Origin of the sequence: Streptococcus sp. CCH8-H5, assembly GCF_001556505.1 — a bacterium.
GTDB lineage: Bacteria > Bacillota > Bacilli > Lactobacillales > Streptococcaceae > Streptococcus.
The window spans coordinates 33,338-54,365 of record NZ_LSIZ01000064.1 but is presented as its reverse complement, the minus strand read 5'-3'; the positions used below and the strand labels follow the sequence as shown (position 1 = coordinate 54,365).

Here is a 21,028-nt window from a genome sequence, read left to right as displayed (position 1 = left end):
CTTTAACCTCGATCACTTTCCCTTTGAGACTTGATAAAGAGTGCAAGCCCTGTTGCTACTGCAGTATAAGCTACAATAAACAGGAGTGATTTCCATGAAAATTTCCCATTGATAGCAAAATTAACGACCAATTCATTGACATGATAGACAGGTGTCCACTCAGAGATGCTCTGAACCCACTTAGGGAACATGGAAATAGGAACCCATGAACCACTCACTATAGGCAAGACAAGGTAAATAATATTTGCCACAAGAGACATGAATTGTTGAGATTTAATCTGAGCGATAAGTAAACCAAAAGCTAGAAAGAGCAGACCGGACAAAAGTAAGAGAGCACCTGACCCTACCCATCTAAAGAATGGCATCTCTACATCTCGGAAAAAGGCACCTACACAAAAGGTCACAATGATGGCAACCATAAAGTTTAGAAGCACACGAAAGATTTTAGAAAGATAATAAGCTGCAATACTAACCTTTGAGTGCTCGATATAGGTCAACCAGTGTTCAATTCGGTCCTCTTGCAACATATAGGGAAAGGTAAACAAACCAAAACTAGACATGGAGAAGCCAGTCATGGTCAGCATATAAGACAGCAAAAACTCTTTTTGAGCTTCTGGAGTAGGTGCTGAGAAGATACTAGAAAAAAGGAGGAAAAATCCGACAGGTATCCCGATTCCCATGATAAAGACTGGCCAACTTCGCCACGTTTTAATCCATTCAATTTTTAGTAATGCTTTCATGCCTTGTCCTCCCTTGTTGAATCAAATAGGCTATCCAAGAGTGTTTTATTTTGAATTTCAATATCAGAAATTCCACAGCCCGAATTTTCAAGACTTTGCCATACCTTTTCGATATCTTTGGTCATGAAGCTGATGACATCCCTCTTTTCAGTGATTTCATAGATATCTGGCAGTCCATGAACAATGCTAACAAAGCTACTTGGAAGAGTGACTTGTTTCTCTTTCTCTTCATGTCGCATAGCGTATGGCGTAGTATCTCTGATAAGTTTCCCTTGATGGAGGACTAAGATACGGTCAGCCGTGTGTTCCACTTCTTCAATATAGTGAGAGGAATAGAGAATGGTCACACCTGATTTTTTCAAATCATTAACAATCTCCCAGAAACGCTGACGAGTGGAGGTATCCATACCCGCTGTCGGTTCGTCTAAAAAGAGGATTTTAGGTTTATCAATCAAACAAAGGACAAAAGCCAGAAGACGTCTTTGACCACCTGAGAGTTTGTCCGCAAACTGCTGGTACTGGTCTTCCTTAAATTGCAGGAGTTCCTGAACCTCTTGATTGGTCAAGGGATTATCAGAAATAGATTGGAAGAAGGCAATCAGCTCTTCCACTTTTAAACTATTTGGAATGGTATTTTCCTGGAGGAGAACCGCGATTTTATTTTTGGCCTTACCTGCCTTTCCATCAATGAGGACCTGACCACTGCTGGGCTTTTTATCACCAAGAATACAAGACATCAAGACAGTCTTACCCGCCCCATTAGGTCCAATCAAGGCAACACAATCTCCCTGATTTATCTCAAAACTAATATCCTCTAAAATGGTCTTTCCCTTGATGCGTTTTCCAAGGGATGTGACTTGAATAATCGTTTCGCTCATACCTGTGATTTCCTTTCTTTTGTATAGGAACCATGCTAATTGACAATAGAGCTGATATCATTGGACTCCCTTAATACTCCACTTCCAACTCCGTACAGAAGAGACTTCCGCTCAGATGAAGTCTCGTTTCAACTTGCTCTAAATCAGATTCAAAACGATCCACCCTTACAGATGATAGGGGATGTGAGATTCCAGTGGTGTCCATGACACAACCATGAGGAAGTCGAATATGAACTTCACCAAACTTAGCATCAAGATGAACTGCTACCTGACTTGATGCAAAGCTGGCTTGACTCAAATCCAGCCACAGCTCACCGAAAGCCATATTCATATCAACCGTTTCGACTTCTTGAGAATAGATGCGATACCTATCCTCAGCCATATATGTCTTAACAGAAATATGTGGTCCTTCTTGGTCGTTCTTATTGACCTTATAGTCTTTAGTGAGACCTTTCTTTTGACTACGGCCATATAGCAACTCTAAAGCCAAACCTATTAGAAAGATACCGCTAAAGAGATTCCACTGTGCAAAATCGAGGTCTAACAAGTCATGAACATAGGGTGATAAGAAGGCCAAACCAAGAAAAATAAGGAGAGGTCGTCTATTCAAGATACCAAAACAAAAGAAGGCCACGAAGAAGACCAGATTATAGTTGACCATGATCCAAAAATCTGGAATAAAGGCACTAGCGATAAAACAAGCTGCTAGTAAAAACAACAAGAAGGACCGAAGATTAAATCGTTCCATAAGAAAACTCCTTTCTAGTAAATGATTGCAATTTTCTAATTATTTCCACTACCAGTATAGCACTATTTGTAAACGCATTCAATGTTATACAAGAAGGATTTGCAAGAAAAAAAGAGCTTTCGCTCTTTCATTATTTTCAATGTTTGATAGTTACTTGTCCAAAGGATACCGAGCCTGTTAGAGCTACTGTAGCGCTTGATAATTCTCGCTCTCCTAGACCATCATAGCCTTTCACTCCTGCTAGGCTAGTATGAAGTCCGTGGGTATCCACTTGCCAATCCTTGGGCACTCGAATGATAACCTGAGAAAAATTTGCCTGAACCACAATCTGAGGTCGGTCCGTCATAAACTGAGCCTGACGCAAATCCAAGGTCAAACGCCCAAAATCAGCATTGGCATAGACAGTTTCGAGGTTTTGAGAAGTCACCACCTGCACAGACTCTGAAAAAAGAGTCTTAGCAAAAATTTCTCGCTCATGTTCTTTAGACACCTTGTAAGAGAATTTTTTCTTATAACTTGGCTTGCTCAAACGGTCCACTGCAATCCCCAAGATAAGAATTCCTACAAAGAGTGTCCATTCCGAATAGTCCAATCTAAAGAGGTCATGGATATAGGTCGATAGAAAAGCCATCCCCAAGAAAAAGAGAAATTTCCCCTTAGATTGCCAGCTCAAAAGCACAAAAAGCAAGGCCAAAATCAACTTATAATTAAAAGCCAAATACAAATCTGGAATAAAAGCTGTTGCAATAAAATAGGCAGCAATGATAAGTAGGGTGAAAACACCTGCATTAAATCGTTTCATAACAGTTCCTTTCTAAATCCTATCCTTGAGTTTTTCCACAAAAAGGTAGGCTGCTGGACAGAAAAGCGTATTTTTGATAGTCAGATGATTGATCTGATAGATTTTCTTACGATCCGTGTGAGGAAAGGCTGCGCAGGCCTTAGGACGGACATCATAAATATCACAGAGATTATCAGGCCCTAAGAAGGGACAAGGCATAGACTTGAAGACCTTGTCGCCATCCTCATCTACCTGAAGGTACATCTCCTCAAAGGCAGGTAATTTCATTCGAAAATGCTTGGCAATGCGAGTAATGTCCTGCTCTGTGAAGTCGGGACCAAGCGTCTTACAACAATTAGCACACTGGGTACAATCAATTTCTTGAAAGACTTCATTGTGTACCTGCTGAACAATCTTATCTAAATTTTTAGGGGCCTTCTTCTTGAGTTGTGCTAGAAACTTTCGGTGCTCCCCTTGCTTTTGACGTGCCAATTCCTCATAACGTTTGACATCAATAGTCTGTGACATGTGTTTTCTCCGATGATTTATAATTCTGTCATCTATTATAGCATAAAAGAAATAGAGCCTAGCATGAACTAGACTCTATGTCAATTACATCGATACGATTCGACGATAGGAACGAGACGTTAGGGCAAAAACCAAGATATAAGCTAGGAAGAATACGCCACAAACAATGATAGTAACCACTAACATAAGACTTGGATTAAGAACTCCAATGATACGCACAATCAAACTGATCATATGATAGGCAAAGGCCAAGTGAATAAAGGCAAAAATCAAGGGGAGGAAGAAGACAGTAAGGACTTGCTTTCCAATGGTTTGCTTGACTTGGAGGTCGTCCAAGCCAATCTTTTGAAGAATAACAAAGCGCTCACGATCCTCATAACCCTCGGAAATCTGTTTATAGTAAATCACGAGAACTGTGCCAAGCATGAAGATGATGGATAGGAAGATGCCGATAAAGAAGGTTCCACCAACAAAGCCATTTACCATGCCTTCTGCATCATATCGGCTATTTGCAGTGAAGTAAGACTTAGGGAGGCCAGTAGTTTGTCCAGCTAACTGTTGTGTTTCTTTATCCGTGATTTTGTCTAACAAATCTGAATTTTTCTTGGCATCATGTGAAGGGTCTTTGACATTAACACCAACATAGGTAGCTTGGGTGGTTGCTGTTCCTTTGATACTTTCTTGAAAATCATCCATATCAGGAACAACAAGGTAGCTATAATCTGACACAATAATCTTATAGATATTTGGTACTTTTTTATTGATAAAGTCACCAATTTGCCTATGAATCTGGTAGTTCTTACCATCTATTGACAGACTCTTTTGCGTCTTCAATGTTTTATTCTTAGTGTATAAGGCAATTTGATTAGAACTGAGATTGAGTTCTTTCCCTGTCAATTGCTTAAAGGTTTCTTGAGAGAAGACCAGAACAATTGATTTTGGAACAACTTTTCTTTCATTTTTAGTAAAAACGGTTAACTTATTAGTTTCTTGATTTTTTATACCAAACAAAAGATAAGAGACAGCTACTTCTTCATTTGCTTGCTCACCTGTTTTGATTAAGAAATCATCCATAAGCTTTTTAGTGCTTGTAAGGTCAACTTTATTGCCCGAAACTGAATAATCATGTGGAGCAGCACTCACTAGATAGTCTTTTTTCCCAGCATAGATACTAGCAGCTCCTACAAGCGTCACCAAAACCATACTTGAGAGGATAGCAATAGTCGCCAGCCCAACTGCATTTTTCTTCATCCGAAAGACAAGGTTGGAAATGGAAATCATATTATTGGGCTTGTAATAGTAGCTCTTCTTCTTTTTCAAGAGTTGCAGAACAACTGTTGTCCCGGCATTAAAGAGAAGGTAAGTCCCTAGAATGACCAGTAGAACAGCTAGGAAAAAACTCATAATAGCCGTTACTGGATTCTGAACAGAGAGAGCAAGATAGTAACCATACCCCATAGCACCAAGTCCCAAAAGGGTTTGAATAACTAGGAAACGTCCTTTTTTTTCACCCTTAAGGCCATCTTTAGTTAATTGTAAAGGATTAAGCCGTAGCAATCGGAAACCATTTACCAAAACCAACAAACCAAAAATACAAGCAAAGATGACAAGAACAATAGGAATTGTCATTACTTGAAAGGTCGAAACTAAACCAGTACTTTCACCGATAAGCCTTTGAAGAAAAGCATAAATGAGTTTATCGAAAAGTGCCCCCACACCTATACCTAGAAGCAAAGTCACAAAACTCATAATCACTGTTTCTTTTAGAATCATACTAAAGAGGTGACGCTTCTCTAAGCCTAGCACACTATAGAGACCAAGCTCCCTTGAACGATTTTTCATAACAAAGCTATTGGCATAAAGAACAATAATTCCAGAGGATAGGGCGACAATTCCAAGTCCCATCCCCAAAACCATCTTGATAGCATCTGCCCCAGTTAAGTCATCCAGATGTGGATTAAGCGTTAAAGACGTAAAAATATAGGTAATGGCAATAGCCAGAATAGTTGCCAAAGCAAAAGGATAATAAAGCTTACGATTTTTTATGAGATTGGACAAAGCCAGTCTATTGGTTAGACGAAACATATTAGTTCACCTCACTTGCCATTGCAGTTAGTGTATCGGAAATTTCTTGGAACATTTGATGTTCAGACTTATCCCCTTTGAAGATTTGATTATAAAGAATACCATCCTTGATAAACAAAACACGCTTCGCTCGACTGGCGGCCGCTGTCGAGTGAGTTACCATGAGAATGGTCTGACCGCTGGTATTGATAGCATCAAAGACATCTAAGAGTGCCGCTGAAGATTTGGAATCCAGAGCACCTGTTGGCTCATCTGCTAAGAGGATTTCTGGTTGAGTGATGATTGCACGCGCAACCGCAACCCTTTGTTTTTGCCCACCTGAAATTTCATAAGGGTACTTCTCCAGTAAGGAATGAATTCCCAGTTGACGACTGATTGCATCTACTTGTGTCATCATTTGCTTAAGTGGACGACGAGAAAGAACCAAAGGTAGCAGGATATTATCTTTAATTGATAGGGTATCTAAAAGATTGAAATCTTGGAAAACAAACCCTAATCTTTCACGACGGAAGCTAGAAGCATCCTTGTTTTTGATGGTTGCTGTGTCCATACCATTCAGATAGACACGCCCTGCTGTTGGTTTATCAAGCATGGCAAGGATGTTGAGTAGGGTTGATTTTCCTGAGCCGGACTCACCCATGATTGCAACATATTCACCCTTTTCAACCGTAAAATGAATATCTTTAAGGGCTTCAACCTGATTTCCTTTGAATCGTGTTTTATAGATTTTTTTAACATGTTGAACATCTAGTAATGTCATAATAAGCTCCTTTATTTAATAGATTTGGAAGAGATTTTAGGAACCTCTTACTTAACTTCTGATACCATTTTATAGAAAAAGCAAGGTCTCAACCATAACCCTTGCTTTCATTTCTAGCCTTATTTCTTACACTTTTGTAAGTTATTAATCAATAGCCAACTTCTGCTTTTGAAAATGAATGGAAACTGTGGTTCCTTGACCTACTTGGGAGCTAATACTAATATCATGTCCAAGCTGATCAGCAATTTTCTTAGAAAGATAGAGTCCCAGTCCAGACGACTGCTGAGTCAAGCGGCCATTGTAACCTGAAAAACCACGCTCAAAAACACGTAAAATATCACTATCCTTGATACCAATCCCAGAATCTTTAAGATAAAGCCTATTATCTTTGAAGTAAATGTCAATGCCACCACTCTTTGTGTACTTCAAACTATTTGATAAGACCTGCTCTACGATAACCAAGAGCCATTTTTCATCTGTAACGACCTCAACATCCAAGTCATGTAGATTAATAGTCAATCCTTTTTGAATAAAGAAAAGACTATGTTTTCTAACAACTTCTTTAACCAAGTCTTCTAATGTAACCTGCCTCAACTGCAAATCATCATGAAAATTCTCTAAACGTAAATACTGCAAGACCAAATTGGTATAAGAATCAATCTTGAATACCTCTTGCTCCAAGAGAGCCCTCGTTTTACTATCTGTAACATCCCCTAACAATAATTGACTGGCTGCTATTGGCGTCTTGATTTGATGCACCCAAAGGGTATAGTAGTCCATCAAATCTGTATAGCGCTTGCGCTCCTCCTCAGTCTGAACCATTTGACTCTCCTTAGCATTTTCCAAGGCCTGAGCTAGATAAAACTCTAAAGGACTTGATGGTGTCATTTTCTCATAGAGATAGGCTAAGTTATAAGACTGATAAGAGCTAACCAAGTCCCAAATAACTATGATGATAGCCACAAATGTCAGTATGGTCAAGGCATAATGAAGAATATCTGCTGCCTCTTCAAATAAAAAGGCAAACAAAACCAAGATGATTCCATTAAAAATAAACAAAAGATAGAAAGGTAGACGAGACCTAATCTGATATTTGATAAATTGATGCTTATCCATCATGACGCAACCCGTAACCGACACCTTTCTTGGTTTCAATAAAATCCTTCAAATCAACTGCCTCTAACTTCTTACGTAAACGTGCCACATTGACAGACAGGGTATTATCATCAATAAAGAAGTCACTGTTCCAAAGCTCCTTCATGAGGTCTTCCCGACTAACGATATTTCCAGCATGGTCGAAGAGAACTTGTAAAATCTGAAACTCGTTCTTAGTCAAAGAAACGACTTCTCCCTGATAAACCAGATCCATAGCCTTAAGGTTCAGAATCACACCCATATATTCCAAAAGACTCTGATCCTTTCCAAACTCATAAGATCGGCGCAAAAGCCCTTGAATTTTTGCCAAGAGAACATTTTGGTCAAAGGGTTTAGTCACAAAGTCGTCCCCACCCATATTGATTGCCATAACGATATCCATGGCCTGATCTCTGGAAGACAAGAACATAATAGGCACCTTGGAGACCTTACGAATTTCCTGACACCAATGGTAACCATTAAATAGAGGTAAACCAATGTCCATAAGAACCAAGTGGGGCTCTACTTTTACAAAAATAGATAATACTTCCATGAAATCTTCAACAAGAACAACTTCGTAACCCCACTGTTCTAGCATTTTTTTGACTTGTTGACGGATAACCTCGTCGTCCTCCACTAATAAAATCTTATGCATAACTCAACCTCTTTCATTTCTCACTATTATAACAGAAATGCTATAAGAAACGACCTTTCTCAACAAATCTTACAATAATGTTAGATTAAATTTTCCAACTTTTAAAATAGTGCGTTTTTATAGGAAAAATCCTTTGAGTCTTCAAAGAAAATATAGTATTATAATAGAGTTGATGTTGGTTTATCATCAACCAACGACAGCTTCATCGAATAATGAAAACATTACTTATTTATGTCACGAATCGGCGTGACGTTTCTACAAGGTGCCGTAACACCTAACAATAAGTAAGTCATAAAGTCATCAAAAGATTTTACCGTCTTTTTGTGATTTTAAAGGCTTGCTTTGCAGGCCTTTTTCTGTTATTCGATTGGTTTGATCTTTGTCAGAGTCTCAATGGAATCTGAGAAAATCAAAATACACTTTAGTTTTATTTTTTATAGGAGGTAATATGAAATTACTGGAAGACCGCATTCTCAAAGATGGGAATGTCCTTGGGGAGAACATCCTCAAAGTTGACTCTTTCCTTACTCACCAAGTGGACTTTGATCTCATGCGTGAGATTGGAAAGGTCTTTGCTGAAAAGTTCAAGGATGCAGGCATCACCAAGGTGGTGACTATCGAGGCATCTGGTATTGCTCCAGCCCTCTATGCTGCTGAGGCTTTGGATGTCCCTATGATCTTTGCTAAGAAGGCTAAAAATATCACCATGAATGAAGGGATCCTCACTGCTGAGGTTTACTCCTTCACTAAGCAGGTGACTAGTACTGTCTCTATCGCAAGCAAGTTCCTCACTCCTGAAGATAAGGTTCTCATCGTTGATGACTTCCTAGCTAACGGCCAAGCTGCCAAAGGCTTGATTCAAATCATCGAAGAAGCTGGCGCACACGTCGAAGCGGTCGGTATCGTTATTGAGAAATCTTTCCAAGATGGTCGTGCCCTTCTGGAAGAAGCTGGCTACCCAGTCGTTTCACTTGCTCGTTTGGATCGTTTTGAAAATGGTCAGGTCGTATTTAAGGAGGCAGACATCTAATGCAAAATAAAGAGAAACATTCGCAGGCGGCGGTTCTAGGACTGCAACACCTACTTGCCATGTACTCGGGATCAATCCTGGTTCCAATCATGATTGCTGGTGCCTTGGGCTATTCAGCTCATGAATTAACCTATTTGATTTCAACCGACATTTTCATGTGTGGTGTAGCAACCTTCCTCCAACTTCAACTTAATAAATACTTCGGTATCGGTCTTCCAGTTGTTCTTGGGGTTGCCTTCCAGTCAGTAGCACCACTTATTATGATTGGTGAGAAACACGGTAGTGGCGCTATGTTTGGTGCCCTTATCATTTCAGGGATTTATGTTATCCTCGTTTCTGGCGTCTTTTCAAAAGTGGCCAATCTCTTCCCTTCTATCGTTACGGGATCTGTCATCACTACTATTGGTTTGACCCTCATCCCTGTGGCTATCGGAAATATGGGGAACAACGTTGATAAACCAACTGGTCAAAGTCTCTTCCTTGCAGCTATCACCGTTCTCATCATCCTTTTGATTAATATTTTCACTAAAGGATTTATCAAATCCATCTCAATCTTGATTGGTTTGATTGTCGGTACTGCCATCGCAGCAAGCATGGGCTTGGTTGACTTCTCACCAGTGGCTGCGGCACCTATTGTCCACGTGCCAACACCATTCTACTTCGGAATTCCTAAGTTTGAGTTGTCATCAATCATCATGATGTGTATTATAGCTACAGTGTCTATGGTTGAATCAACTGGAGTTTACTTGGCCCTCTCTGATATTACCAAAGAACCACTCGATAGCACTCGCCTTCGTAACGGTTACCGCGCTGAAGGTTTGGCTGTTCTCCTTGGTGGACTCTTCAACACCTTCCCATACACTGGTTTTTCACAAAACGTTGGTCTTGTGAAATTGTCAGGTATCAAGACTCGCTTGCCAATCTACTATGCAGCTGGTTTCCTTGTTCTTCTTGGACTCCTTCCTAAGTTTGGTGCCTTAGCGCAAATCATCCCAAGTCCAGTCCTTGGTGGCGCTATGCTTGTCATGTTCGGTTTTGTTTCTATCCAAGGAATGCAAATCCTGGCACGTGTTGATTTCGCCAATAACGAACACAACTTCTTGATTGCTGCGGTATCAATCGCTGCAGGGGTTGGTCTTAACGGCAGCAACCTCTTCAACAGCCTACCAAATGCTTTCCAAATGTTCTTCTCAAACGGTATCGTCGTTGCAAGCTTGCTTGCCATCGTCCTCAATGCCATTTTGAACCATAACAAAAAAGAAAAATAACACAAGAACACCTGAGTCACTTGACTTAGGTGTTTTCTTTGAATTTAAAATCTTCAAGTTGTAAAGCAAAAGAAAAGACTAAGCAACTACTCTGTCTTGCTTTTACTGAAAGTAGCTCTTGCTATTTAATTCTTACGATTGACTTATTTTCAATTCTATAGACAGCATCGTAATCTTCCAGTTTATAATGATGGGCAATTTCAATAATACTATTAGGCAACTGTTTCAAGACATTACTTATTTCTTTTGAACTTGCTGCATCTAAAGAAGCCATCATCTCATCCGCAAGTAAAACCTGCTTGCTCCTCAAAATAGCACGTGCAATCTCAAGTTTTATGATTTGACCACCTGAAAAGTTATCTCCAGTTAATTCATAGTCTAATTGGTGACAACAAGCCTCCCATAGTCCAACTTTTTTTAGTGTTGAAATGAGCAATGAATCAGAATAATCTTGATAAAGAGTTAGATTATGTCGCACACTTGTATGAAAGACATAGGGATTTTGATGAATAATTGCAATATTATCTAAATTTGGAGTCAGCTCCCTTCCATCAATGCTTTTAAAAATGATTTTCCCACTATATGCCTTATCTTGCCCTGATATTAACCTAAAAAGTGTTGTTTTTCCGATACCACTATCACCAACTATAAGATTATGCTGAGACAATGAAAAAGTAACCGTAACATCTCGAAAAATCTCTTGATTATCATAAGATTTAGTGACGTTTTTTAACTGAATTTCTTCTAAAGTATGTATGTGAAGCCCTTTTGAAGGAATTTCTGACTCACTTCCAAATGTCAATAATTTATCTTTTATCACTTGACTTGATTGAATACTTGCAACAGCCTCCAGAATCTGTTGTAAGGGGTTAATAAGATATGTTGAAGCAGACATCATAGCAATAAGTGTAGTAATTGAATTTTGTTTCATGACAAGACCAATCACAAATGGTCCAATCAAGCCGACAGCTTTCAGAGGTCCTGTCCAAAACATAACTAAATTCTGAAGTGTATAATACTTAAATTGTGTCGTCTCCATCTCACTAAGGGTTATGAGAGTTTGCTTTACATTCTCTTTTTCTGCTTGGTTGCAAATAATCGTTTCAATCCCTTTACCAAAGTCTGTAATAGCTCTTAAATTTTTCTCTTTTGAGCTACTTAGTAATTCTCCTGACTCTTTTAACTTTCTCTTAAATATAAACTGAGGCAAAATCATCAGAAAGGCACCTACAGTAAAAAGACTACCTACAATAATATTTTGTTTGAGCAGATAAATTACAGATACTAGGACAGAGGCGCCCCACACTGGCGAGATAAGAAAAGATTGGAGGAACTCCTGGTCTACAATTCCAAGATCTTGTGTCAAGAGTGAGCAAAGCTCAGAATCCGATATGTTTTTACAAAAGACAGCATGATTCTTTAAAATATTTTCTGACAGTCTTACATTAAACGCTCTAATAATAGAACGAAGCAGAATATTCTCTATATACATAAAAGCGTACACAGCCACCCAAAGAGAGAGACTCGAAAATGTAAAAACTACTAAATCCCGACTATTACTACTATCTAAATGACCTGCCATCTGGATAATTACAGGAATAACAATGCCTTGACAGGAATAAAGAAGCGCAAAAATGATATAAAGTATAATGTCCTTTTTAGGAAGTAGCTTAAAAAATTTAACCATCATTGTGATACAGCAACTGATTTATTTTTTTCAATAATCATTGCTTTTACCTCCTTCCATTTGATACTATTATTTTAGTTTATTAATAGTATCAACTATTGAAATTTCGGAAATCCGATAAGGAAATATTATATGGAACTAGGTCAAAAATTTAAACAGATTCGGAAACAGAGAAAATTCACTATCCAGAGACTCGCTCAAGTAGCTGGATCTGTAGCGAGCCTTTCAGACTTTGAAAATAACAAAACATCACTCTCAAATGATACTCTTTTCAAACTTTTAAAACACCTAAAAGTCGAATATAATGAATTTTTCGGACAAGAATATCTTGTGGACGAAACCTACATAAAACTTGCTAATCAATACAATCAAGCCTCAAATCATCTAGACTTTGAAGCACTGGAGCAAGTCGCAGAAAAGTTTCGCATTTTAGGAGAAACCAATTATAGTGATTATCTGATTAGTCTTTGTATTACCTGTCAGGTTTCAAAACTTCAAAACCAGTCAGTTAACCAAGATATTGCTACAGAACTTCAAAACTACTTCTTTTCGATTGATATTTGGACACTTCTCGATATTGATTTACTGGATATGGTAAAGGATATCTTCACAGAAGATGCGCTAAAAATCTACATCAAGGAACTCCTATCAATACTCAATAAAAATCCTAGAAATAATTTAGATCGAGTCACTTTAGATGTTATCAGTCGTTGTATTTTCCAAATCATTCTTTACGGAAATCAAGAAGATAGTGACTACTATATAAACGAACTAAAAACTATTCAATTACCAGACTATTTCATGTTACAAAAACTCTACCTTAAAGAACTAGAAGCTACATACCTTTATAAATTTATCGATAAGAACATGGGAAATTCATTACATAAAGAAGTTCTCCACTGCTTGGCTTTTATGGGAGATGACGAAAATTTGAGAGAATGGGCCCAAACTTTCCGTCAATTATAGACTTTATTGGATAACAGTTGTACAATGATTATATAATTTGAAAAATTTAGAAAGGAAAACAGAATGCACGAAACACATTCTCTCCGTGAGCGATTCCTTGTTTTCTTCAAGATTTTTGTGCCCATACTGATTTATCAATTTGCCAACTTTTCGGCAGCCTTTGTGGACACTACCATGACTGGTCAATACGATACCCTACACTTGGCGGGGGTAGCCATGGCAACGAGTTTATGGAGTCCTTTTTTCACCTTCTTAACAGGTATCGTCTCTGCCTTGGTTCCTATTATCGGACACCATCTAGGGGCAGGTCGCAAGGACCGAGTGGCACCTGATTTCTATCAATTTCTTTATATGGCCTTGGGCCTATCACTTATCCTCTTTGCCCTCGTTTTTCTGGGGGCGCCCTTGGTTTTGAATCATCTAGGTCTGGAGCCTTTGGTCAGAAAAGTCGCCCTTGGTTATCTACGATTTTTGAGTCTTGGGATTATTCCCCTTCTACTCTTTAGCGTGGTTCGTTCCTTCCTTGATGCACTTGGCCTCACGCGCCTTTCCATGTACCTCATGCTTCTGCTCCTACCTCTCAATGGTTTCTTCAATTTCCTCCTCATCTATGGCATTGCTGGTTTACCAGAGTTAGGAGGAGCTGGAGCTGGACTTGGAACTTCATTGGCTTACTGGGCCCTTCTTCTTATTTCCATCTCGGTTATCAGAAAGCATAAAAAGATTAAGCCCTACCACATTGAAAGGATTCAACCCCTTGATAAAGCAGCTCTGGTTGACGCCCTTAAACTAGGTCTCCCTATTGGTGGAACGGTCTTTGCGGAAGTCGCCATCTTCTCTGGTGTTGGTTTGGTTATGTCTAAGTATCCGTCACTAGTGATTGCTAGTCACCAAGCGGCCATGAATTTCTCAAATCTCATGTATGCCTTTCCTCTCAGCATTTCCAGTGCCATGGCTATCATTATTTCCTACGAATTTGGGGCTAGACGCATGGATGCCGTCAAGAGCTACAGCAAGCTGGGACGGTTGACAGCCCTAGGTTTTTCTATCTTTACCTTGATTTTCCTCTACTTCTTGCGCTATGATTTAGCAGAACTTTATGGGCATGAGCCTGACTTTTTGAGAATGACGGCCATTTTCATGACCTATAGCCTCTTCTTCCAAGTGGCAGATGTCTTTGCGGCTCCACTTCAAGGAATTCTGCGTGGCTATAAAGATACCAAGGTACCTTTTTATCTCGGTGTCCTAACCTACTGGGGAATCACCCTCCCAGTTGGCTTCCTGCTTGAAAAAGTCACTGGACTTGGTCCCTATAGTTACTGGATTGGCCTGATTGCCAGTCTTATCGTCAGTGGTCTCTGTTACCAGTGGCGCTTAAATAGAATCGTCAAACGATACGAATCACAACAGTAAAACACCTGAAGCAGTCTTTTCCGACTGCTTTTTCTATGTCAAAATCTCGATAATATAGAAAAAAAACTCCTGCATATTGAAAACAGATAAACTGTTATCAATACACAGAAAGCTTCTTTTGATGAGTGATTAATTAAATTCAGATTTTCCTGACCTATTACCAAACTGGATTCATTAATGAAAACATAGATGTTTAATATTGAAAAAAGTATCACAGAGACCAGCTGGATCAACTAGGGCAACATAAATCATGGCTAAACCACATAGAGCTAGGAAATGATAAACATAAACTACTTTCTCCCCTGTTTTAGGAAGTAAAAGAAAAGACCAGAACCACAAGACACAAATGGCTATTAATATGATTAGTTTATTCATCCATTCCATAATAATCTCCGTCAAAAAGGTTTAGCACAATAAAATAGTCCTTAGGACTATCTGAATGTTATCACAAAATCTAACAAGCGCTGTCATTACTTCTTAAGGAAATATCTTAGTATTCTCTTGCTAGTCTTGTTTTGGTAAGTTAAGACATATAAAATCATATTGGGAGGTTGGGAAGACTCATTATTACACAAAGTACAATAATGTTTACAGACGCCAAAACCAGCAAAAGCCAAGGAGAAGGACACATTTACACTTGTCAGATTTCTCACTATTATAGTGTACTATTTTTTCTATATACGAAGTAAAACAAATTGGATAAAATTGTAAAAAAATGTAATGAAAGGTCACTTTTTTGTCCTGAACGGTTAGGTAACATGTTATGTTAGCTTTAAAGGGCTTTCAATAAATTCTTTTACAGGTAAAAGAGGCTGGTAGCAAGCAGTACCAACCTCTTATTTTATGATAAGCTTCTGCTAGAAAAACTCTTAATACTAGTGAATAATCAGTCTACTTGGTCAAGTAAGTAGGCGTAACCTTCTTTTTCCATATCGGCTTTAGGCACAAATCGTGTCGCTACGCCATTGATACAATAGCGTAAACCACCCTTGTCACTTGGACCATCTGGAAAGACATGGCCAAGATGAGAATCCCCCACACGACTACGGACCTCAATGCGTTCCATATTGTGAGAATGGTCTTCTTTGTAATTGGCTACCTCAGGACTAATGGGGCGAGAGAAACTCGGCCAGCCACAGGCTGAATCAAACTTATCCTTGGATGAAAAGAGTGGCTCGCCAGTCACCACGTCAACGTAAATTCCAGGCTCAAATTGATTCCAAAGAGGACTTGTAAAGGCCCGTTCCGTTCCATTCTCCTGAGTTACAGTATAGGCTTCTGGACTCAAGCTTTCCTTAAGCTCCTCCTGATTTGGCTTGTGATAAGCACTGGCATCAATGACCGGACTAGCTGCCTGATGGACATTGATATGACAGTAGCCCTTAGGATTCTTCTTGAGATAATCTTGATGGTAATCCTCTGCAGGAATAAAGTGCTTCAGAGGCAACAATTCAACTGCCAAAGGCTGACCGTATTGCTCAGTCATTTCTTGGAAAACTTGCTCGATAATTGGCAAGTCATTTTCATCGGTATAGTAAACACCCGTACGGTACTGACTACCCACATCATTGCCCTGTTTATTTTTGCTTAGAGGGTTGATGATACGGAAGTAATGTAGCAAAATCTCTCGCAATGACACTTGGCTGGCATCATAAGTCACCTGAACAGTCTCAGCATGACCCGTCTGACCAATAAGTTCATAGCGAGTCGTCTCACTACGCCCATTAGCATAACCTGAAACCGCATCAAGCACACCTGACACACGAGAGAAATACTCCTCAACACCCCAGAAACAGCCACCAGCAAGATAAATAGTATGATTATTAGGATTTGACATTTTTAACACTCCCTTCAATAGATACTTTCATCTCCACGCCTTAAGTGTAACGCTTTTAAGAAGATTTCGCACTTAAGGTGACTTGGAAAGACACACAAAAAATCCCATCACATATTATGTGATAGGACCCAAATAGATGACTTTATTACCTTGATAACTCTACAAATAAACAGATTGACAGGTAATCAATACATCAGGTAACAATTGGACAACAATTCCTTCATCAGGATTTTCAGAATCATCAAATAGGAATGCTAGTTCTCCGGTTCTCTCGATATACAATTCACTTAAACTAAATCTCTGTTTACTTTCAATACCAAATTCAGCTATCAACAGGGCTTGAAGTTTTTCTAACTGTTTATCTTTTTCCTCTAGAAAGTGAGAATATACCGATTCTTGTTGTTCAGTAATACCATCATTTTCATAGTACGCAGAAAAATCTACAGGAACAATTTGAGATTGTGAAAACAAATTTACTTCAAGCTGAGTGTAATACCCAAAATCAAATTCTAATTCACCAAATTTTGACTCTATCATGATTCATTACCTTTCTTTTCATTTAATTCTTTACATTTAGCGATTCCACCTTTATGTGGAATTGCACCGTGGGCATCTATAGGTACCAGATCTAAGGTTTTCATGTCACTTCTTTCATGATAGGTAAGCCTATGTTCTTTTCTATAAGCTTTTGCCTCTTCGGGACTGACTCCCATTTTGATAGCTAATTGTAAATCACCTTGTTTAAAATTTTTATTCCTTTTTTCTGAAAAGTTTTTTATTTTAAAGCTTTCTTTAGCTATAGGTGTAAAATCTGGTTCAAAATTTTTAAAGGTAATTCCATCAATACCATATGGTTGAAATATTTCCTTAATCGTTTTCTGTTCTGGATTCGTTTGTGTATTCTGCGGAACATAGTTTGGATCAGGAATCCATTTCGAATTTCCAGGCTCACCAGTCCAGTTACCATTTGTGCTAGGAATAAATTGCTTTTCAAAATTATTGTCATTTATTTTAAAAAGTGATTTTGTAAAATTTTCAATGTCTTGTCCAGACAATTTATCCTTTGGGAGAATACTTTTAAAATTATCGGCAGTATTTTTTACAGCTTCAAGATTTTTTCCTTCCATTAGTATACGCCCCCTTCTTTTGTTTGAACTTCTACAAAACGTTTAAATAGATTTTCGTAAGAGGAATCTCGAAACTGATGTTCTTCAATTACCAATGCCAAGATGATATTAATCGTTTCTTTAGGGTAAGATTCGATAGGTAGTTGGAAGTTATGTACAACAGTGTCAACCCAATCATGAATATCGTCTTCATCCTTTGATTTCTCGATTGCCCTATTGGCATCTAGCAATTCATACACAAGTTCTCTCAAACTCTTCAAATTAACGTCTCCGTTAGAATCATTGACTTCCATAAGAAGCCTTTTAATCTTTGAGCTGATATTTGAATTTAATATCAATTCACTTACACTAGAATAATCTACATGCTTACCTTTGGTCATCCAATTTGTTATAAGATAATCTAAAATAACCGATTTGACATTGTTGGCTTTGAAACTTTTAGGCGTAGCACTTCCTACAAACGTATTCTGAAATGTATTAGACTCATGCTCAACTTTTTCAACCTTACATAAAACTGGTTGAATCCATTCATTTTGATAGACTGCTGCAACGCCCTTTGGTAATTTGGCGAGTTCTATGATTTGGTCATCATTTAAATTAGCTGACTTACCTACTAAATCACGATCTGAAAAATCAGGTAATCGCATGATAATCTTAGTATTGGTATTTCGGATAACTGACAAATCCATTAAACCTGGAGCTTGATCAGCAATAATAAATCCTTCTCCATATGTTCGCATTTCAGCAATGGCATTTGCCAACATCTCCACACTTTTACCTAAGAGATTAGCTGATTCAGCCATTTGTTCTGTTGATGTGCGTTTTAGGAGGTTATGAGCTTCTTCGAGCACAGTGATGTGTTTTAATTCGGCATTCATATCCCCGTTAGCCATGCGATACTCTTGCAGTTTCAAGACCAAAATACCCATTAGCAAAGATTTAGTCTCAGTGGAACCAACTCTACTGAGGTCAACGATGACATTTGAATCAAATAGATGATCATTGGTGAGTTCATCACTTGAAAAGATAAGGCCATTAATCCCATTTGTCAGAGATTCGATTCGAGTTAATAAGGCTCCCTTGTAGGCTCCTTTATTCTCATCATCATATTCACTAGAATCAATTATCTTCTTAATATTGTCTGCTATATCATTGAAGTTTGGATACAGTCTACCATAAGCGTTAGTTGATTCAAGGAGGTCCCATCCACAATCCTGATAAGATTGCTCAACTGCTTTTTTCAAAACTGCTGGCATTGCCGCATACATCGGCCAGCATACATTGAAAATTTCGACTAACCTATCTAAATGCTCTAAAATATGAATTTCTTTAGGGAAACTAAAAGGATTCAACCTCAACAAAGGTGTTAGCTGAGGATTCGTTCCATAAACTGAAACATCGTCGTGATTACCAAAGACATGCTTATATTCTCCTTTTGCAGGTTCAACAACAAGGAATTTCAAGCCATTCTTTCTACCTTCATTGAGGAGTTGATAAATTGTATTGCTCTTACCAGATCCCGTACTTCCTGTTACAAAAACATGCGAAGCTAAAGAGTCTTGTTTAAGGTTAACAGGTAAATCTTCCTTATGATACATATGGAAAATATCACCTAAATGAAGCACCTTATCAGTAACACCTTCTTCATCAAATTTAGCAATATTTCGTCCGAATTCTGCACACTCTAAAATCGGTAGTCCTGGGATAGATTTTCTAGGAAAATTCAATGAAAAGGCCAATTCTTGACCAGTAAGAGGTACTGTCGACGTCACGATAGATGGATAGACATTAAAGGTTGAATCAGCTAATAGCAAATTAGGGTTCAATCCAAATAAAGGGTGACGTAATTCTCTTAGGTACGCTACAATCTCCTCTGCATCACCACTGCTCTCACCTAAATCTCCCCTCCATAAATTAACTGAAGACTGACTCATAAATGACTCTTCTCCTTGGGTCAAGGCTAAGTATGTATGAGCAACATTATTCGCAATATTCTGGTCTTCACTTAGTACATAGGCAGCAAACTCCCACATGCCCATAGCTGTTCCTTTTTCGAAACGTTTCATCTGTTCTTCAAGGACCTTAAGAGCGTGAGAAATATTATGATTGGTAAAGGACTGGGTAATGCCCTCGTTCTTACCAACAGTAGCAGTCACATTTGAGGCACGCGCAAAATTAGCACCGATATTAGAACCTAAGCTAACACCACTGGAAGAGCCCAAGGTTTGTCCAACCGTTTGAGATAAGGCACGACTAGCAGTTTTAGCAAGCGCACGGCTAACAGTTTTTGCAGTCGATTGACCAATAGAGTCTGCAGTACTTGTTCCTTTATTCCAAGTATAACCATATCCTCCAACAACCGGAACACTTACATTATGACTGGATCCTTTATTTGTACCATCTGTATGGGAAGTATTTGTACCCTCAGTCTGTCCAGACGAATCTGTTTGAGATTCACCGCTGGTTTGCGTATCACCAGTAGATTGGTTAACTGACTGATTCTTACCGTGTTGAATACCTGCACTGGCTCCTACATTAACACCAAAAGTAGCCATAGAGGTCGTTGCATCTGAAGCTGTGAAAGTATAGTTGGTTTGCCATTTTTCATAAGGCGCTAAAGCTGAAAATAGCTCAGACAAACGCAACTTTCTATTTTCTATATCCTGAATAGGACTTGCTAAAAGGATTAAGGTATAGTTTTCGGATGGTTGTGACGGAATGATTCCATCAATCAATTTTTCAATAGTTTGGCTAATAAATTTTTCAGATTTGGCAGTTGGTAAATTTGACACCGTTGCCACCGAATAAGGCTTAGAGTTTGCTAGACAAGGAATCCTACCAATTCCCTTCTCATTTTGAACTGTAGATCCAGGAAAGTTACCCTTAATGGCTTCTAACAATCGCTTACGATAATTTTCGACATTAACATTATCAGAATCATTCTTAGTATTTACCACAGCCAGAAAAACTTCTGTATTAGTCTCAGTTCGATTGAAAACCAGAGCAATATTACAGTCTTCATTAGAAAGCACTTCATAAACATTAACGAGCTTTTCTAAACTATTTTCTTTTTTGTCTACAACCCATTTTGTGATATTGAAATACCTGATATTATATGATTCTTGGAAGTCCGTACCAAATTCTACCTTATTTTCGATAGGAACATAGAGTTCTTTTATCTGTTCCAAATACGAATTGAAAATCTCTACTCCACATGAAGCTAATAAGCGATTCGTTAATTCCTCATCACTAATATTAGGTTGATCAGCTAGATATTTCTCTCTTTGCTCCTCAACTTGTTTAAGTTGCTCTGGGCTCAAAGCTGAAAGTTTCGCAACCTTGTCTGCAGCCTTAGCTCCTGCCTTATTAATAATGTTTTTAATTCCCATAA

Annotated in this window: 18 protein-coding genes and 1 riboswitch; of the genes, 4 read left to right on the top strand and 14 right to left on the bottom strand. The window is 38.5% G+C overall.

Annotated elements, in window-relative coordinates; translation table 11 throughout:
- Positions 1-2: 2 nt before the first annotated feature.
- The 9 genes from AX663_RS04565 to AX663_RS04525 all read right to left on the bottom strand — a co-directional run bounded on the left by AX663_RS04565 (position 3) and on the right by AX663_RS04525 (position 8,309).
- Positions 3-740 carry an ABC transporter permease gene (locus AX663_RS04565; RefSeq protein WP_004182313.1) on the bottom strand — a complete coding sequence of 246 codons (738 nt, stop codon included), beginning with the start codon at positions 738-740 and terminating at the stop codon, positions 3-5.
- Positions 737-1,618 (bottom strand): ABC transporter ATP-binding protein, encoded by an 882-nt coding sequence (locus AX663_RS04560; RefSeq protein WP_037600980.1) that lies wholly within the window; start codon positions 1,616-1,618, stop codon positions 737-739. Before AX663_RS04560 ends, AX663_RS04565 begins: the two co-directional genes overlap by 4 nt.
- A gap of 70 nt (positions 1,619-1,688) precedes the next feature.
- Positions 1,689-2,366: a hypothetical protein gene (locus tag AX663_RS04555; RefSeq protein WP_060972834.1), complete on the bottom strand. Its 678-nt coding sequence runs from the start codon at positions 2,364-2,366 to the stop codon at positions 1,689-1,691.
- 136 nt (positions 2,367-2,502) lie between these two features.
- Entirely contained in the window at positions 2,503-3,168 is a 666-nt protein-coding gene (locus tag AX663_RS04550) for a hypothetical protein (protein ID WP_060972833.1), read from the bottom strand.
- A 12-nt stretch (positions 3,169-3,180) separates the two neighbouring features.
- Positions 3,181-3,675, bottom strand: a complete 495-nt coding sequence (locus AX663_RS04545; protein ID WP_002885314.1) for a YkgJ family cysteine cluster protein — start codon at positions 3,673-3,675, stop codon at positions 3,181-3,183.
- Positions 3,676-3,759: 84 nt separating this feature from the next.
- Complete coding sequence (locus tag AX663_RS04540; protein ID WP_060972832.1) at positions 3,760-5,760, bottom strand: ABC transporter permease; 2,001 nt, start codon at positions 5,758-5,760, stop codon at positions 3,760-3,762.
- 1 nt (position 5,761) lies between these two features.
- Complete coding sequence (locus tag AX663_RS04535; RefSeq protein ID WP_060972831.1) at positions 5,762-6,520, bottom strand: ABC transporter ATP-binding protein; 759 nt, start codon at positions 6,518-6,520, stop codon at positions 5,762-5,764.
- 144 nt (positions 6,521-6,664) lie between these two features.
- Entirely contained in the window at positions 6,665-7,639 is a 975-nt protein-coding gene (locus tag AX663_RS04530) for a sensor histidine kinase (protein WP_060972830.1), read from the bottom strand.
- Entirely contained in the window at positions 7,629-8,309 is a 681-nt protein-coding gene (locus AX663_RS04525; protein WP_060972829.1) for a response regulator transcription factor, read from the bottom strand. Before AX663_RS04525 ends, AX663_RS04530 begins: the two co-directional genes overlap by 11 nt.
- A 205-nt stretch (positions 8,310-8,514) precedes the next feature.
- Positions 8,515-8,610: riboswitch (purine riboswitch) on the top strand.
- Between the two features lie 147 nt (positions 8,611-8,757).
- Here AX663_RS04525 and AX663_RS04520 point away from each other — a divergent pair.
- Both AX663_RS04520 and AX663_RS04515 read left to right on the top strand, forming a co-directional pair.
- Positions 8,758-9,339, top strand: a complete 582-nt coding sequence (locus AX663_RS04520) for a xanthine phosphoribosyltransferase (RefSeq protein ID WP_004182304.1) — start codon at positions 8,758-8,760, stop codon at positions 9,337-9,339.
- The gene (locus AX663_RS04515; RefSeq protein WP_060972828.1) at positions 9,339-10,607 is read left to right on the top strand and encodes a nucleobase:cation symporter-2 family protein; all 1,269 of its coding nucleotides are present in this window, start codon (positions 9,339-9,341) and stop codon (positions 10,605-10,607) included. The genes AX663_RS04520 and AX663_RS04515 overlap by 1 nt, the downstream gene beginning before the upstream one ends.
- A 121-nt stretch (positions 10,608-10,728) precedes the next feature.
- Here AX663_RS04515 and AX663_RS04510 read toward each other — a convergent pair whose 3' ends face one another.
- A complete protein-coding gene (locus tag AX663_RS04510; protein ID WP_156430761.1) occupies positions 10,729-12,297 on the bottom strand; it encodes an ATP-binding cassette domain-containing protein in 1,569 nt (522 codons plus the stop codon).
- Between the two features lie 129 nt (positions 12,298-12,426).
- On the opposite strand from AX663_RS04510, the gene AX663_RS04505 reads away from it, so the two are divergent.
- Entirely contained in the window at positions 12,427-13,260 is an 834-nt protein-coding gene (locus AX663_RS04505; RefSeq protein WP_060972827.1) for a helix-turn-helix domain-containing protein, read from the top strand.
- Positions 13,261-13,323: 63 nt separating this feature from the next.
- The gene (locus AX663_RS04500; protein WP_060972826.1) at positions 13,324-14,673 is read left to right on the top strand and encodes an MATE family efflux transporter; all 1,350 of its coding nucleotides are present in this window, start codon (positions 13,324-13,326) and stop codon (positions 14,671-14,673) included.
- A gap of 886 nt (positions 14,674-15,559) precedes the next feature.
- Here AX663_RS04500 and msrB read toward each other — a convergent pair.
- The 4 genes from msrB to AX663_RS04475 all read right to left on the bottom strand — a co-directional run bounded on the left by msrB (position 15,560) and on the right by AX663_RS04475 (position 21,026).
- Entirely contained in the window at positions 15,560-16,510 is a 951-nt protein-coding gene (gene msrB, locus AX663_RS04490; protein WP_060972824.1) for a peptide-methionine (R)-S-oxide reductase MsrB, read from the bottom strand.
- Positions 16,511-16,669: 159 nt separating this feature from the next.
- Entirely contained in the window at positions 16,670-17,047 is a 378-nt protein-coding gene (locus tag AX663_RS04485; protein ID WP_060972823.1) for a hypothetical protein, read from the bottom strand.
- Positions 17,044-17,637 (bottom strand): HNH endonuclease, encoded by a 594-nt coding sequence (locus AX663_RS04480; RefSeq protein WP_060972822.1) that lies wholly within the window; start codon positions 17,635-17,637, stop codon positions 17,044-17,046. Before AX663_RS04480 ends, AX663_RS04485 begins: the two co-directional genes overlap by 4 nt.
- Positions 17,637-21,026, bottom strand: coding sequence for an ATP-binding protein (locus AX663_RS04475; RefSeq protein WP_060972821.1), 3,390 nt, complete (start codon positions 21,024-21,026; stop codon positions 17,637-17,639). The genes AX663_RS04480 and AX663_RS04475 overlap by 1 nt, the downstream gene beginning before the upstream one ends.
- Between the last annotated feature and the right edge of the window lie 2 nt (positions 21,027-21,028).